Origin of the sequence: Lacinutrix gracilariae (assembly GCF_042684485.1) — a bacterium.
Lineage (GTDB): Bacteria > Bacteroidota > Bacteroidia > Flavobacteriales > Flavobacteriaceae > Oceanihabitans > Oceanihabitans gracilariae.
The window spans coordinates 1,296,673-1,314,166 of the sequence record NZ_JBHULM010000011.1 but is presented as its reverse complement, the minus strand read 5'-3'; the positions used below and the strand labels follow the sequence as shown (position 1 = coordinate 1,314,166).

Here is a 17,494-nt window from a genome sequence, read left to right as displayed (position 1 = left end):
AACTAGCAATAAAATATTTTAGGTATTTTTTAGTTTTAGTAACGCATGAAGTTTACATACTTTCTTTTAATGTTCTTAATTGGTTTTACTGCTTTAGCACAAGATCAAGAATCTAACTACAAGACCAAAAAGGTACTTGTACAAGATAGTATTGCTATAGACAGCGTTAGTATAAACCCATCTTACTTTACTATTAAAAGAAAAGACAACACTATTATAGACAGCACCTACTATGCTGTAGATTTTGCTAAAGCAATACTGTATTTTAAAAAACCTGTTGCAACAGACTCTCTAACAATTAACTACTTAAAATATCCTGATTTTATAACCAAAACCTATAAGCAATTAGATAAAAAAGTTATTGTTGAAAACACAGACAACCAACAACAGTTATACAAAATAAAACAGTCTAGCCAAAACAATACCTTTACTCCTTTTGATGGTTTAACAACTTCTGGAAGTATTTCTCGTGGTGTTATCATTGGTAACAACCAAAATGCAGTGTTAAATAGCGAATTAGATTTACAAATTACTGGTAAATTAAATCATAAGGTTTCGCTAAGAGCCTCTATTCAAGATGCAAACATTCCGCTTCAAGAAAGTGGTTATTCGCAACGTTTAGATGAATTTGACCAAGTATTTATTGAACTTTTTAGCGATAACTGGAAAATTCGCGCTGGAGATATAGACTTAGAAAACACACAGTCTAGTTTTGCTAATTTTTCTAAACGTGTGCAAGGGTTAAGTCTTGATGCAACCTTACATCATCCAGATTCTAAAACCAATATTTTTGCTGCTGGAGCAATTGTTAGAGGTCAATTTACCTCTAGCCAATTTACTGCAGAAGAAGGAAACCAAGGACCTTATAAATTAAGCGGTCCCAACAACGAGTTATACGTACTTGTAGTTTCTGGTAGCGAAACAGTTTATGTAAATGGAATTGTTCTTGAAAGAGGAGAAAACAAAGACTACATCATTAATTACAATGCAGGAGAAATTATTTTCAATTCTACTTTTCCTATTACTAGCGAAATGCGTATTACTGTAGACTACCAATATAGCGAACGTAATTATTCGCGATTAGTAGTATATGGTGGCAGCAACTACCAAAGCAAAAAACTAAACCTTGGGGTTTCTGTATACAGTGAAAATGATGCAAAAAACAACCCTTTACAACAAAACCTATCTACAGAACAAGTAGAAATATTAGCAAATGCTGGTGATGACGAAACACTCATGACTGCTCCTTCTGCTACTCCTGAAACCTATAGCGAAAACCGAATTCTATATAAAAAAGAATTTATTAATGGTGTGGAAGCTTTTGTGTTTTCTAACAATGAAGATGATGAACTTTACAGTGTAAACTTTTCTTTAGTTGGTGATAACCTAGGAAATTATATAATAAGTAACATTAACGCCATTAGTACCATTTATGAATATGTAGAACCTATAGCTGGAATACCACAAGGTAATTATGAACCTATTACCAACCTTATTGCTCCAGACAAATTACAAATAGCTGTTGTAAACGGAAGCTACACACCAAGCAAAAAAACAAGCATTGGTTTTGAACTTGCGGGTAGTAAAAATGATTTAAACCTATTCTCTAATTTAGATGATGATGATAATGATGGTTTTGCTGCTAAAATAAATGTAGAACAAGCAATACTTAAAAAAGATAGCCTTTGGAATGTAAATACGTTTGCAGATGCTATTTACATGCAAGAAAATTTTAGAACCATTGAACGTTTATACAATGCCGAATTTATTAGAGATTGGAATATTGAACAAACCTCTACCAATCAAAATGTAATTGACAACGGAAACCAAACCCTTTTTACTACAGGTGTACAAACAACTCATCATGAAAAAGGACTAGCAAAATACCAATATGAATATTTAAATTATTCTGAAAATTTTAACGGAAGCAGACACATACTCTATGGTGATTTAAGATTAAACAACTGGCAAATAACATCAAACTCTAGTGTATTAAACGCTAGCTCAAACCTAAACAACTCTACTTTTTTACGAAGCTACAACAATATAACCTACAGCTTAAAAAATGCTTGGATTGGCACCAAACTAGCTCTAGAAAACAACGAACAGAAAGACAAAGAAACAGATACTTTTACTGCCTTAAGTCAACGCTATAAATCGTATGAAATATTTACAGGAATTGGTGATAGCACAAAGATATTTGCAAAAATAGGATACAAACACAGAGTTAATGATAGTATTGTAGGATCTAATCTTGAAAAAGTAAACACTTCTAACACCTACTATATAGATTCTAGAATTATTCAAAACAACAACACCAACCTTGCTATTTACGCCAATTACAGAAACTTAGACAATGTAGATGAAACACTAGATAACGAAGAGTCTTTAAATTCAAGAATACAATTCAGTCAAAAATTATTTAAACAAATGGTTCACTGGAATACGGTTTACGAAACCAATTCTGGAACCTTAGCACAACAAGAATTCACCTATGTAGAAGTAGAAGCAGGACAAGGTGCCTACACATGGATTGATTATAACGAAAACAACATTCAAGAACTAGAAGAGTTTGAAATTGCACAATTTGCAGATCAAGGTACCTATATAAGAGTATTGCTTCCCAACCAAGTATATGTACAAACGCATCAAAACAGATTTAGCCAAACCATAACACTAAATCCGCAGCAATGGTCTACTAGTGATAATAATTTTAAAAAAATAGCATCCCATTTTTACAATCAAACCTCTTATTTAATAGACAGAAAACAAAAACGCGAAGGCAGCTCTTTTGACCTTAACCCTTTTAAAGACGACCCAGAAAAACGCCTTGGACTACAATCTAGCTTTAGAAACGTTTTCTTTTTTAACAGAGGAAAACAACACTACACAACCTCGTACACTTTTTTAACTAGCGATTCTAAAAACCTACTAACCATAGGCTCTTTAGAGGCAAACTCTAAAAGTCACCAGCTACTTTTTAACCATAAATTTGCAACAAATTGGCTAGCAAATTTAGCTACAAGCCTTAGCACTAATGAAAGCAAGAGCGAAAACTACACTAGCAAAAATTACAACATAGATGAAACACAGTTAAACCCAAAACTATCTTATTTATTTAATGACAATACACGCTTTGATATATATTACCAATACACCAACAAAGAAAACACCATCACTAATTTAGAAACCCTACAACAACAAAAGTATGGTGCTTCTTTTGCTTTTTCTAACCAACAGCAAATGGCAATCTCTGGAGAATTCAACTATTTTTCAAACACTTTTACAGGAGACTCTAATTCTCCTGTTGCATACCAAATGCTAGAAGGTTTACAACCAGGAAAAAACTTTACATGGACCCTTTTAGCACAAAAAAAACTCACCAAATACTTAGACTTAAACCTGAGCTATTTTGGTAGAAACACAGAAACCAGCAAAACCATTCATACTGGTAACATACAGCTAAAGGCTTACTTTTAAAACATTTGTAACATATGTTACGCAATTAATAATGCTAAATTTGTAAATTAGCATTTGTTATGAGCAAGATTTTAGTATTTACTTATTCTATCTTGATTCTCCTCCAGAGTTTCAATATTAACTTAGAAGATTTTTCTAAGATTAATGCTTTGCTAAATCATGCCAAGTTTCACAAAGAAATGTATGGCGATACTTTTTTTGAATTTATAGTAGAACATTATGGCGATGCAAAAGACAACCATAAAAACGACCACAAAGAACATGACGATTTACCGTTTAAAGACAGTCATCACATTTGCACACACATCAATACTTCCTTTATAAGTATTACTAATAATTACGATTTTACCTATACCGAATTTATAGAAATCCCTTTTAACTTTCACTACAACGAAGCATTAACAGATTCTGAAAAACCTTCTATTTTTCAGCCACCCAAACACGCATAATTCATTTTAAATTTTAATCCTGTTCTATAAAACAGGCTTTTATTATTTCTTAAATTAATATGAATTATGTTAACAAACATTATCAAATTTAGCTTAAACAATAAGCTAATAGTTTTTCTATTTACAGCCTTTATTTTAGGCTTTGGTATTTTCTCATTATCGCAAATACCAATTGGTGCTGTTCCAGATATCACCAACAATCAAGTACAAGTTATTACAACTTCAAGAAACCTATCTACACAAGATGTAGAGCAGTTTATTACCTATCCTGTAGAGCTAGAAATGGCCAATTTACCAGGAGTTGAAGAAATTAGATCGGTTTCAAAATTCGGATTATCAGTGGTTACCATTGTATTTAATGATGATTTAGGCACCTATTTACCTCGTCAACTTATTGCAGAAAAAATTAAATCTGCTTCAGAGCAAATACCAGATGGTTTTGGTGCTCCAGAAATGGGACCTATAACAACAGGTTTGGGTGAAATTTATCAATATATATTAGACGTAAAACCCGGTTATGAAGACCAATATAGCACAACCGATTTGCGTACCATTCAAGATTGGATTGTGAAACGTCAATTATCAGGAATTCCTGGTGTTGTAGAAATCAATACTTGGGGAGGATTTTTAAAACAATATGAAGTGGCCATCAACCCAAACAAGCTAACAGCAATGCATATTTCTATTACTGAAATTTATGACGCTTTAGAAAAAAACAACAGTGTATCTGGTGGTGGTTATATTGAAAAAAACAACAAAGCATTTTTTATTCGTGGTGAAGGACTAGTTAATTCCTTACAAGACATTGAAAACATTGTTGTTAAAAATGATGGCACACCAATTTACATTAAAGATGTTGCCAACGTAGGCTTTGGTAGCGCAACACGATTTGGTGCCATAACCGGAAATGGAGAAGGCGAAAAAGTATTAGGACAAATCATGATGCTTAAAGACGGAAACTCTAAAGAAGTAATTGATACTGTTAAAGAACGTGTTGCCTCTATACAAAACACACTGCCAGAAGGGGTTTATATCAATGGGTTTTTAGAACGTAGTGAACTCATTAACAAAACCACTTTTACTGTAGCAGAAAACTTAATTTTAGGATCTTTAATCGTCATTTTTGTCGTGGTTTTACTCCTTGGTAACTGGCGATCTGGATTGGTAGTAGCTTCTGTAATTCCGTTAAGTTTATTGTTTGCTATTATACTAATGAACTACTTTGGTGTAGATGCCAATTTAATGAGTTTAGGTGCTATTGATTTTGGTATTATTATCGATGGAGCTGTTATTATTGTCGAGTTTATTGCTTTTCAAATCATGTCTAAAACCAAACATTTAGCCGAAATTAGCAAAAGCCAAAAACAAGCCGAAATAGACCAAATAACACTACAAAGTGCTTCAAAGATGATGAATTCTGCCGTTTTTGGTCAATTAATCATCTTAATTGTATTTATTCCTATTTTATCTTTAAGTGGTATTGAAGGTAAAATGTTTAGACCAATGGCTATGACCTTTAGCTTTGCATTAATAGGAGCCATGATTTTATGCCTAACCTACGTTCCTGTGGTTTCCTCTCTATTTTTAAAACCTAATAAACAGTCTGCTAAAAACATTTCGGTAAGACTTATGCTGTTTTTAAATAAAGGCTACCAACCTATTATAAACTGGGCTTTAAACCACAAAAAAATAGTAATTGTGCTTTCTGTAGTATTACTAAGCTCTAGCATTTGGATTTTTAGCAAAATGGGAGGCGAATTTGTACCTACTTTAGACGAAGGTGATTTTGTTATTCAACCTGTTTTAAAAACAGGAACATCTCTTGGTAAAACCATAGAAATAACCACTAGAATAGAACAAATATTATTAGATAATTTTCCTGAAGTAGATCAAGTAGTTACTCGTATTGGTGCAGCAGAAGTACCAACAGATCCAATGTCTATGGAAGAAAGTGATGTTATTATAAAACTAATACCTAAAAAACAATGGACCTCTGCAAAAAGCAAAGATGAACTAGCAGATAAATTTAAAGAAGCCTTAAAGGTTATTCCTGGTATGGAAGTAGAGTTTACACAACCTATTGAAATGCGATTTAACGAGCTAGTTACAGGTGTAAGAGCAGATGTTGCTGTTAAAATTTTTGGCGAAGACTTAAATATTTTAGCTACAAAAGCAGCCCAAATAAAAAACCTTATTAAAAACGTTGAAGGTGCTGCAGATATTTCGGTAGAAAAAGTTGAAGGTTTGCCACAAATGAGTGTTACCTTTAATAGAAGTAAAATTGCACGTTACGGACTTAACATTCAAGAAATAAACCATATAATTTCTATGGGATTTGCTGGCGCTACAGTAGGAAATGTTTTTGAAGGCGAAAAACGCTTCGATCTTGTACTTAGACTGCAACAAAACAGCAGAAAAAACCTAGAAAGCCTGCAAAATTTATTTGTAGATACACCTAACGGAAACAAAATTCCGCTTAGCGAATTGGCAGAAATAAAATACACCAATGGTCCTGCACAAATATCTCGTGATGATACCAAAAGACGTATTGTAGCAGGTATAAACGTAAGAAATAGAGATTTACAATCTGTAGTAAACGACATACAAAACATACTAGAAAGCAAACTGAATTTACCTCCTGGATATAGCATTACTTATGGTGGACAATTTGAAAATTTACAAAGTGCTAAAGACAGACTGTTAGTAGCTGTTCCTGTTGCTTTATTACTCATATTCGTATTACTTTATTTTGCCTTTCACTCGGTAAAAGAAGCACTTATTGTGTACTCTGCCATTCCGCTTTCTGCTGTTGGTGGTGTATTATTACTTTGGTTTAGAGGCTTACCTTTTAGCATATCTGCAGGTGTTGGTTTTATTGCTCTTTTTGGTATTGCTGTACTTAATGGTATTGTGCTTATTGAGCATTTTAAAGAACTAAAAGAACGAGGTATTACAGATATTAATGAGCGTATTAAAAAAGGAACTAGTGAACGTTTACGTCCTGTATTGCTAACCGCTGCAGCAGCAGCTTTAGGATTTTTACCTATGGCAGTTTCTACAAATGCAGGAGCAGAAGTACAACGTCCATTAGCAACAGTTGTTATTGGTGGTTTGGTAACTGCAACCTTATTAACCTTAGTGGTTTTACCTATTTTATACGCTTGGTTTGAAGAGAAAAAAGAACTTAAAATGCATAAAAAAAGTATAGTAACTGTAATTGTTTTGCTAGCAAGCTTTCAAATACAAGCACAAAACAATCCTTTAAGCATGGAGCAAACTTTAGCATTAGCCATAGAGAATAATGCAAGCTTAAAAGCTGAAACCTTAAAAACAAATCAAGAAAATGCTAGTGTTAATTCGGCTTTTAGTTTTGATAAAACAAATGTGTATTATAATTATGACGAAAGTAATTTAGCTACAAATAACAAACCTTTAAAGGTTTTTGGTGTCTCGCAAAGCTTTAAGTTTCCTACGGTTTATTTTGCCGAAAAAAAACGAAACCTATCTAAAGTAGAAATTCAAAAAGCAACTTATAATGTACAATTACAACAAATTAAAAAGTTAGTGTACGCTAATTACTACCAATTAAGCTACGCAAAAAACAAAGCTAAAAACTATAAATACTTAGACAGCTTGTATCAAAATTTTGCGGTAAAGGCAGCACGTAGGTTTGAGTTAGGCGAAACAAACTACCTAGAAATGATTACTGCGCGTTCTAAACAAAAACAACTAGAAACCCTTTACAAACAGTCACTTCAAGAGGTAACCTTAGCCAAAGAGCAACTAAAAAAAGTGGTTCAAATAGATTCTATTTCTATTGCAGATACTTTTCTTAAAAAACTAGAGCTAGAAAATATATCAGCAAATCAAAATGTAGGTCTTTCCTTGTTTGATGCTTCTATTAATTATCAAAAAGCACAAACTACTTTAGAAAAACAAAACCTGCTTCCAGATATTAATGCAAGCTATTTTCAAGGAACTAATAATGACTTAAACAAGCATTTAACAGGTTACCAACTAGGTCTTAAAATACCCATTTTGTTTGGCGGACAGCGTTCTAAAATTAAAGCAGCTAAAATTGCACAAGAAGTTGTTTTAGAACAAAAGCAAAATTACAAAACACAGTTACACGCAGAACGACAATCTTTATTAGCTAAATTACAGCAGTATGAAGAAGCTATTAATTATTATGAAACGCAAGGAAAAACACTTTCTGAAGAAATTATAAAAACAGCCAATAGAACCTTCAAAGAAGGCGAAATTGATTTCTTTCAATTCATACAAAGTATAGAAACAGCTAAAGACATTCAGCTGAACTACCTAGAGCAATTAAATAATTATAACCAAACCGTTATCCACATCAATCACTTAATTTTATAACAATGAAATATCTATATATCTTATTATTTTCAATGGTTTTAGTAGCCTGCGGAAATTCAGAAAAAAAAGAAACTACCATTCCTGAAACAGAAACAAACAAGAATGAAATTAGGCTAACTAAAGCACAATTTGAAGGCGAAAAAATGGCTTTAGGAGCCTTAGCAGAATACAATTTTAATGAAACCGTAAAAGTAAACGGAATGATAGACGTGCCACCACGCAACAAATCTAGCGTTACTACTTTTATTGGTGGTTATATTACAAAAACCCCTTTACTAATTGGTGATACTGTAAAAAAAGGACAGCTTTTAGTTACCTTAGAAAACACAGAATTTGTAGAAATACAACAAAACTACCTAGAAGTTGCAGAGCAATTAAATTACCTAAAATCAGAATTCAACAGACAAAAAACCTTGTTTGATGAAAAAATCACTTCTGAGAAGAATTACTTAAAAGCAGAGAGTGCATACAAAAGCAACTTAGCACATTACAACGGTTTACGCAAAAAACTACAAATGATGCACCTAAACCCAACTAAGGTAGAGCAAGGACAAATCTCTTCAACTATAAATTTATACGCACCAATTAGCGGAAATATCACCAAGGTAAACGTGAGTAACGGAACCTATGTAGCGCCAAGTGATGTCATTTTAGAAATTGTAGATATTGATCACATTCATTTAGAACTATCGGTTTTTGAAAAAGACATTCTAAAAATTAAAAAAGGGCAAAAAATACTATTCAAAATACCGGAAACTTCTAACAAAACTTACGAAGCAGAAGTACATTTAGTTGGCACCACCATTGATGAGCAAACCAGACGTATAAAAGTACATGCACACGTAGATAATGAAAAGGAAAATTTTATAGTAGGTATGTTTGTTGATGCAGATATTATTGTAGATAGCAAAAAAGCACTAGGCTTACCAAATGAAGCTATAATTGAAAATGAAAACAATTTATTTGTATTAACTTTAAAGGAAGAAAATGCTACTGATTTTTATTTTGAAAAGGTTAAATTAGTCACAGGAAAAAAAACCGAAACCAACATAGAAATTATAAACACAGAAGCTTTAAAAGAAAAACAAATTGTAGTTAAAGGCACCACTATGTTATTAAATAACAGCGAAGAAGATAGCCAATAACTCCACCATTTTTTAAAAACTAAATGAACAACCACACTAGCCATTCGCACGACCATGGTCATAATATGATTTTTGGAAAAAAAACAGAACTCTATTTTGCCATACTGTGTGGTGTTTTTTTAGTACTTGGTTTTGTTATTGAAAAACTCACTAATGCGCCAAGTTGGCTAAACTTATTAAGCTATATTATCTCTTATTTTTTTGGAGGTTATTTTATTTCTATTGAAGCCTTTCAAAAAATAAAAAAAGGAGGTTTTGATATTGATTTTTTAATGATTGCTGCAGCCATAGGAGCTGCTTATATTGGTAGTTGGGCAGAAGGATCTTTACTTCTATTTTTATTTAGTTTAGGGCATGCTTTAGAGCATTACGCCATGAATAAAGCAAAAAAATCTATTGAAGCCTTAAGTGATTTATCACCAAAAACAGCCATAGTTAAAAAAAACAACCATTTAACAGAAACACCTATTGAAAACTTAAAAATAGGAGATATTATTGTAGTTAAACCAAACACTAAAATAGCTGCAGATGGTGTAATAATTTCTGGAAACAGCAGCATTAATCAAGCGCCAATTACTGGAGAAAGCATGCCTGTAGATAAAACAGCCATTGCAACAACAGATAAACTACCAGATTTTAAACATATAGACAAAAAACATATTGCTTTTACAGGAAGTATAAATGGAGATAGCACTATTGAAGTGCACGTATTAAAACAGAGTCATGATTCTACAGTAGCACGATTAATTAAAATGGTGAGTGAAGCCGAAACGCAAAAATCACCAACACAACGTTTAACCAAAAAGTTTGAAAAATGGTATGTACCTATAGTTATTATTGTTGTGGTACTTTTATGTTTTGCCTACTTAGTCATAGACGAAACTTTTAATGAAAGTTTATACAGAGCAATAACCGTTTTGGTTGCTGCTAGTCCTTGTGCTTTAGCAATTTCTACACCAAGTGCTGTTCTTAGCGGTATTGCAAGAGCTGCACAAAAAGGGGTTTTAATTAAAGGAGGTAAAGCGCTAGAAGACTTAGGAAGCATTAGCACAATTGCATTTGATAAAACAGGAACCTTAACCGAAGGAAAACCAAAACTTACCAATGTAATCCCTTTACATAATTTTAATAAAGAAGACCTTTTACAAATTGTTTTAGAGGTAGAAAGTTTAAGCAACCATCCTTTAGCAAAAGCAATTGCTAAAGACATTGAAACTTTGCATGCTATACATTTTAAAAACCATGCTAACTCCATGGAAGCCATACAAGGTAAAGGGGTTACTGCTATGTATAACCATGAAAAAGTATGTATTGGCAACTTAAAACTAATGCAAGATGAAGGCATGACTATTACAGATACTGTAACTTCAAAAATGAGCAGCCTTTTGCAAAACGGACATACTGTAATGTTAGTAGCTTTTAATAATGAAATTATTGGTATAATTAGCGTTATGGATGTACCAAGAAAAACAGCTGCAAACACACTTAAACAACTAAAAGCTATTGGTATAAAACGTATGACTATGCTTACTGGAGATCATCAAAATGTTGGAGATGCCATTGCAAAACAAATTGGTTTAACAGAAGCAAGAGGAAACTTATTACCAGAAGATAAAGTAGCAGCTATTAAAAACTTATTAGCTACAGACGGAAAAATAGCAATGGTTGGTGATGGTGTAAATGATGCACCTGCTATGGCATTAAGCACTGTTAGTGTTGCTATGGGAGCAGCAGGAAGCGATGTTGCTTTAGAAACTGCAGATGTGGCACTAATGTCTGATAAAATTGAAAACCTTCCTTTTGTTATAGGTTTAAGTAGAGCATCTAAACGCATTATAAAAGAAAACATCTTTATAAGTTTAGGTGTTGTTATTGTATTGGTTCCTGTTACTATTTTAGGACTTACCAATATTGGTTTAGCAGTTTTATTTCATGAAGGTTCTACAGTGGTAGTGGTGTTAAACGCTTTACGATTGCTAGGTTACAAAAAACACATATAAACCACTTTAATAGTTACATATTTGGCGTTTTTAGCAAAAACATTACAACAGCTAGCATTTAAGTTATATCTATTCTGTTATTAGATTGTACTACTTTTAATTAGAGGTTTATTTTAATATATAATAAAAAAGCCCAAGTTTAAAACTTGGGCTTTTACTGTTTTTGATTTCTGCTTTTTGCAGAGATTTATTATTTCATTTTCATTAGCCAATGTTTCACATCAACCTCTGTTTTTATTAAATCTTTTAAATCTTCAATCTTTACACGTTTTTGTTCCATAGTATCTCTGTGTCTTATAGTAACAGTATTGTTCTCTAAGGTTTCGTGATCTACAGTAATACAAAATGGTGTTCCGTTTGCATCTTGACGTCTGTAACGTTTTCCTACAGCATCTTTTTCGTCATAAAACACATTGAAATCCCATTTTAAATCTTCTACAATTTGTTTTGCTACTTCTGGTAAACCATCTTTTTTCACTAAAGGAAAAATAGCTGCTTTTACTGGAGCTAAAACTGCTGGTAATTTTAAAACGGTTCTTGTGGTGTTATTCTCTAATTTTTCTTCTACTAAAGAGTTTGAGAATACAGCTAAAAACATTCTGTCTAAACCAATAGAGGTTTCTAAAACATAAGGTGTGTAGCTTTTGTTATCTTCATGATCAAAATATTGAAGCTTCTTACCAGAAAACTCTTCGTGTTGTTTTAAATCAAAATCTGTACGAGAGTGTATTCCTTCTAATTCTTTAAATCCGAAAGGAAATTTAAATTCAATATCTGTTGCTGCATCTGCGTAATGCGCTAGTTTTTCGTGGTCGTGAAAACGGTAGTTATCTTCTCCCATTCCTAAAGAAAGATGCCATTTTAATCTGGTTTCTTTCCATTTTTCAAACCATTCTTTTTGTGTTCCCGGCTTAATGAAAAATTGCATTTCCATTTGTTCAAACTCACGCATTCTAAAAATAAACTGTCTTGCAACAATTTCATTTCTAAATGCTTTTCCTGTTTGTGCAATACCAAAAGGAATTTTCATTCTTCCTGTTTTTTGTACGTTCAAGAAGTTTACAAAAATACCTTGTGCAGTTTCTGGACGCAAGTATAAATCCATTGCAGTTTCTGCTGAAGCACCAAGTTTAGTACCAAACATTAGATTGAACTGCTTTACGTCTGTCCAATTTCTTGAACCACTTAAAGGACAAGCTATTTCTAGCTCTTCAATTAGTGCTTTAACATCTGCTAAATCTTCTGCTTCTAAAGATTTTCCTAAGCGTTTTAATATGGTATCAATTTTTTCTTGATATCCTAATACTCTTCCGTTAGTTGCTAAAAACTCTTCTTTATTAAAGGATTCCCCAAAGCGTTTTTGCGCTTTTTTTACTTCCTTTTCTATCTTGGTTTCTATTTTAGCACAATAGTCTTCTACTAAAACATCTGCGCGATATCTTTTTTTAGAATCTTTGTTATCTATTAATGGATCACTAAAAGCATCTACATGCCCAGAAGCTTTCCAGGTGGTAGGATGCATAAATATTGCTGCATCTATACCTACAATATTGTCATGCATTTGCACCATGGCTTTCCACCAATAGTCACGAATGTTCTTTTTAAGTTCTGCTCCATTTTGAGCATAGTCATAAACTGCACTCAAACCATCGTATATTTCACTACTCTGGAATACGTAACCATACTCCTTTGCGTGAGAGATTACTTTTTTAAATTGTTCGTCTTGATTTGCCATAGATGCAAAAGTAAAAAACCACTCCATATTAATGGAATGGTTTTTAAAAAATTATGTGTTATTTTTTTAATTTAATGCAATAGATGTGTTTCCTAAAAATGTTGCGTTTTCAAATATGTTAACAGAATAGCTTCCTGCTTCTAACCTTTCTTTGTTTTTCACACTTATTTTAAGGCATGCTGTTGTTTTATCAGCTATGTTTTTAATGGTTGTTTTCCCGCTGTATCCTATATGTTTTCCTTGAAATTTAAGAATTCCTCTTTCTGATACTATTTTATCATTAGCATCTACAATTTGAACATAAATATTTTTGCTTCCTTTATTAGTATACATATTACTCTCTAAGGTAGTACAAACCTCAAAATAATCTGCTTCACTTGCCTTGTTGGTTTCAAAAAATCGTAATGATGACGAAGTATTTAATGCTGAAACCGTTATTTGGTTTGCCTTAAGTTTACCAACCTCATTAATTATTTTATATAGTTTTTGGTTTTTTAAAACTAAACTATCTATTTCTAATTTTTGAGTTTCAGATTGTTGCGACACAGAATCTACCTGAGATTGTAAGATATTATTATTTCTAACAAGCGAGTCTATATGATCAAAAACACCTTCTCTTTCGTTTTTAAGAGTATGTATTTGACTTTTATATTTATTAATTAGTGACACATCGGTTTTTGCATTTTTTACTACATTTAAAATGCTTTCTACTTTTGTTTTAGAAGTTTCTAACCTTGTTTTAACCACTTGGTTTTCTACAGAAACATCTTCATATAGCGAAATCATTTCTTTTAATTCATTTTGAACAAGCTTTTTTTCTTGCTCTAAAAATTCCTCTTGATTTTTAGATGAATTAAAATAGGAAATGCTATAAGCTCCTAAAACAGTAATTACAATTACTAGTGTACCAATAATTAATTTGTAGTTAAAATTTTGAGGGAAAACCAACATATTATTTATTTTACGGCACGAAACTATATATTTTGTTTGATTTAAAATATTTTAATCGTTAAACGATAAGAAATAATTGTTAAAGCAATACCATTAAACTTTTCGCATTAAATTTTGTAAGTTTAGTATCATGTTTCGTTCTATTATAGATTTATTTTTTCCTAAGGTATGCTATGCATGTTATGTGCACTTGCAGGATTCTGAATGTTATGTTTGTACTTCTTGCAGACATAACTTGCCTGTTACTAATTATCATCTTAATGCTAACCAAGCTGTTGCTAAGGTATTTTATGGTCGCGCAAAGGTAGAACAGGCAACTGCTTTACTTCGTTTTGAAAAGAAAAGCATTGTACAGCAACTTATTCATAATTTAAAATATAGAGGTTATGAAGAAATTGGTGTTTTTTTAGGACAATGGTTAGGTAACGAGTTAAAAGAACTACCTACTTACCAAGAAATAGATATTGTTGTTCCTGTGCCTTTACACAAAAAGAAGTACAAAAAACGAGGTTATAATCAGGTTGCTAAATTTGGTCAAGAAATTGCCAAAGCGTTACAAGCAGATTATAACGACTCTTCTTTAATTAAAATTACAAATACCACCTCTCAAGTAACCAAGAAAAGATTTGCTAGATGGCAATCTAACTATGAGCTTTTTACTTTAGAAAATGCCGCATCAATAGAAAACAAACATATTTTAATAGTAGATGATATTATTACTACAGGAGCAACTTTAGAGTCTTGTATTCAAGTATTAAATAAAGCTAAAAATGTTAAAATTAGTATTGCTACTATGGCAATAGTACATTGAGTGTTTTGTTAATGATAAATATGTTGTTACTTTGTACAAAATCATGAAATTAATAATGCGTAATAAATTATCTAATTTATTTTTTATACTTACTCTAGGCTTAATTATAATTAGCTGTGCTAATAGAGGAAATCCTAGTGGTGGACCAAAAGACATAACACCTCCTAAAATTGTTAAATCCACACCAAAAAATTATACAACTAATTTTAATGGCAAGGAAATTAAAATCTATTTTGATGAGTATGTAAAAATTAAAAACCTTAGCAAACAGCTTATTATTTCGCCACCAATGGATCCTGCTCCAGAAGTAACTCCGCTTGGTACTGCTAGTAAGTATATTACTATTAAAATTAACGATACCTTATCTGAAAACACTACCTATGCTTTTAACTTTGGTAACAGTATTGTAGATAATAATGAAGAAAACCCATACTCGTATTACAAGTTTATTTTTTCTACCGGAAGTTATATAGATTCACTATCTGTTAAAGGAGATATTACAGATGCTGTTTTACGTAAACCAGAAGATTTTGTATCTGTACGTTTATATGAAGTAGACTCTACATTTAAAGATTCTATAGTTTACAATAAATTACCAAAATACGTTACCAATACCTTAGATAGTACCACAACTTTTAGCATTGATAATATTAAAGCTGGTAAATACATGCTTGTAGCTTTAAAAGATGCTAATGAAGATAATAAATTTCAGCAAAAAACAGACAAAATAGGTTTTTATAAAAACTACATTACAGTACCTACAGATAGCACTTTCTCTTTAAAATTATTTAAAGAAGAAACCAATTTTAGTATTATTAGACCTCGTTTAGTTGCTGGAGAAAAAATTGCCTTTGGTTACCAAGGAGATTATAAAAACACAACAATTACCACAAGCTCTGTAGTACCAGATAATTTTAAATTTATCATTACAAAAGATGCTATAACAGACTCTTTAAACTATTGGTATAAACCAAGATTAAAAGATACAGACTCTTTACTTTTTACAGTTAAAAACCATACATATAGTGAGGACTTTACAGTTAAAATAAGTGACCAACCTAGAGATTCTTTAAAAATTGAAGCCACCAAAGGAACTTTAAATTTTAAAGACGATTTTAAAATAACTGCAAATATTCCGTTTTCAAAATTTGATAAAGAAAAGCTAACTATTTTAGATAAAGATTCTGTAAACGTAGCATACAAGACTACACTAGACACACTTAACAACAAGTATTCTTTTTCTTTTGATAAAACCGAAAACAATAAATATTATGTTCAAGTTTTACCTGAAGCGTTTACCGATTTTTTTGATAATAAAAACGATACACTAAAATATACTTTAAGCACCAAAAGCTTTGCCGATTATGGTAATATAAGAGTAACGTTATACAATGCTAAATACCCAATAATTGCGCAATTAACAGATGCTAATGGCGAGTTAAAAGCAGAATTATATAGCACCAAACCAGAACCTATAGATTTTAGACACCTTGATCCTTCTAAATATTTTTTACGCGTAATTTTTGATGCTAATAAAAACAAGAAGTATGATCCTGGAAACTATTTAAAAAAGCTACAACCAGAACGTATTAGCCATTTTAAAGAAGCTATTGAAGTTCGTGCTAATTGGGATCCTATTATAGATTTTACACTTTTAGATTAAACGCATCAGCATCACCTAAAAACTGTAAGCGCTCACGATATTTTTTTATATGCTTTTTATCAAGTGTAACTATTTGGGTTTGCTCTTTACCTAAGGCTATAGTACTTATTTTTTCGCCTAAAACGTCATAGACAGCAGAACTTCCAGAGTACTCGTAGTTATTAACATCTAAACCAACTCTGTTAACACCTATACAATAAGTCATGTTTTCTATAGCACGTGCTTTTAGTAAGGCATCCCAAGCTGTAATTCTTAGTTTTGGCCAATTGGCAACATACAACAACAAATCATATTCTTCTGTATTTCTTGCCCAAACAGGAAAACGCAAATCATAACAAACAAGCGGACAAATTTTCCAGCCTTTATAGCTTACAAGTACTTTTTTATTTCCTGCTTGATACACTTTATCTTCTCCTGCAAGCGTGAAGGTATGTCGCTTATCATAAACATCTATTTTACCTTCAGGATGCACAAATAAAAGTCGGTTATAATACACGTTGTTTTCTGTAATAATAAGACTACCTACTATAGCTGCATTGCTTTTTTTAGCCATTTCAAGTATCCATTGTACAGATTCTCCTTGCATGGTTTCTGCAAGTGCAGAAGCATTCATGGTAAATCCGGTTGTAAACATTTCTGGAAGCAAAATAAGATCTACTGCTTCTGTTATTGCATTTATTTTTTGCGTGAAAAGCAATCTGTTTTCTTTTGGGTTTTCCCAAACTAAATCAGACTGAACAACTGCTATTTTTAATTTTTCTTGCATACTTTAAAAGTACAGGATTTTAGTTAAAAAAAACAAGAATTTAAAACATGAAAACAAAAAAAATCCAGAAACAAATATTTTTGCTTCTGGATCTTTTAATCATATAGTACGTAA

At 31.9% G+C, this 17,494-nt stretch carries 10 protein-coding genes; 7 read left to right on the top strand and 3 right to left on the bottom strand.

What is annotated here, in order from left to right; translation table 11 throughout:
• Positions 1-45 precede the first annotated feature (45 nt).
• The 5 genes from ACFSSB_RS12730 to ACFSSB_RS12710 all read left to right on the top strand — a co-directional run bounded on the left by ACFSSB_RS12730 (position 46) and on the right by ACFSSB_RS12710 (position 11,454).
• Positions 46-3,480 (top strand): hypothetical protein, encoded by a 3,435-nt coding sequence (locus tag ACFSSB_RS12730; RefSeq protein WP_379904828.1) that lies wholly within the window; start codon positions 46-48, stop codon positions 3,478-3,480.
• Between the two features lie 59 nt (positions 3,481-3,539).
• Positions 3,540-3,929, top strand: a complete 390-nt coding sequence (locus tag ACFSSB_RS12725; protein WP_379904826.1) for a hypothetical protein — start codon at positions 3,540-3,542, stop codon at positions 3,927-3,929.
• A gap of 66 nt (positions 3,930-3,995) precedes the next feature.
• On the top strand, positions 3,996-8,309 hold the full coding sequence (locus ACFSSB_RS12720; RefSeq protein WP_379904823.1) for a CusA/CzcA family heavy metal efflux RND transporter: 4,314 nt from the start codon (positions 3,996-3,998) through the stop codon (positions 8,307-8,309).
• Between the two features lie 2 nt (positions 8,310-8,311).
• A complete protein-coding gene (locus ACFSSB_RS12715) occupies positions 8,312-9,454 on the top strand; it encodes an efflux RND transporter periplasmic adaptor subunit (RefSeq protein ID WP_379904821.1) in 1,143 nt (380 codons plus the stop codon).
• A 23-nt stretch (positions 9,455-9,477) separates the two neighbouring features.
• Complete coding sequence (locus tag ACFSSB_RS12710; RefSeq protein WP_379904819.1) at positions 9,478-11,454, top strand: heavy metal translocating P-type ATPase; 1,977 nt, start codon at positions 9,478-9,480, stop codon at positions 11,452-11,454.
• Between the two features lie 190 nt (positions 11,455-11,644).
• Here the strand turns inward: ACFSSB_RS12710 and ACFSSB_RS12705 are convergent, their stop codons facing one another.
• Together ACFSSB_RS12705 and ACFSSB_RS12700 are read right to left on the bottom strand one after the other, a co-directional pair.
• Complete coding sequence (locus tag ACFSSB_RS12705; RefSeq protein ID WP_379905685.1) at positions 11,645-13,189, bottom strand: glycine--tRNA ligase; 1,545 nt, start codon at positions 13,187-13,189, stop codon at positions 11,645-11,647.
• A 66-nt stretch (positions 13,190-13,255) separates the two neighbouring features.
• Positions 13,256-14,140: a hypothetical protein gene (locus ACFSSB_RS12700; protein WP_379904817.1), complete on the bottom strand. Its 885-nt coding sequence runs from the start codon at positions 14,138-14,140 to the stop codon at positions 13,256-13,258.
• Positions 14,141-14,270: 130 nt separating this feature from the next.
• Here ACFSSB_RS12700 and ACFSSB_RS12695 point away from each other — a divergent pair, with 130 nt between their 5' ends.
• Together ACFSSB_RS12695 and ACFSSB_RS12690 are read left to right on the top strand one after the other, a co-directional pair.
• Entirely contained in the window at positions 14,271-14,951 is a 681-nt protein-coding gene (locus ACFSSB_RS12695; RefSeq protein ID WP_379904815.1) for a ComF family protein, read from the top strand.
• A 43-nt stretch (positions 14,952-14,994) separates the two neighbouring features.
• Positions 14,995-16,614, top strand: coding sequence for an Ig-like domain-containing protein (locus ACFSSB_RS12690; RefSeq protein ID WP_379904813.1), 1,620 nt, complete (start codon positions 14,995-14,997; stop codon positions 16,612-16,614).
• On the opposite strand, the gene ACFSSB_RS12685 is transcribed toward ACFSSB_RS12690, so the two are convergent.
• Positions 16,598-17,380, bottom strand: coding sequence for an amidohydrolase (locus ACFSSB_RS12685; RefSeq protein ID WP_379904810.1), 783 nt, complete (start codon positions 17,378-17,380; stop codon positions 16,598-16,600). The genes ACFSSB_RS12690 and ACFSSB_RS12685 overlap by 17 nt on opposite strands.
• Positions 17,381-17,494 lie beyond the last annotated feature (114 nt).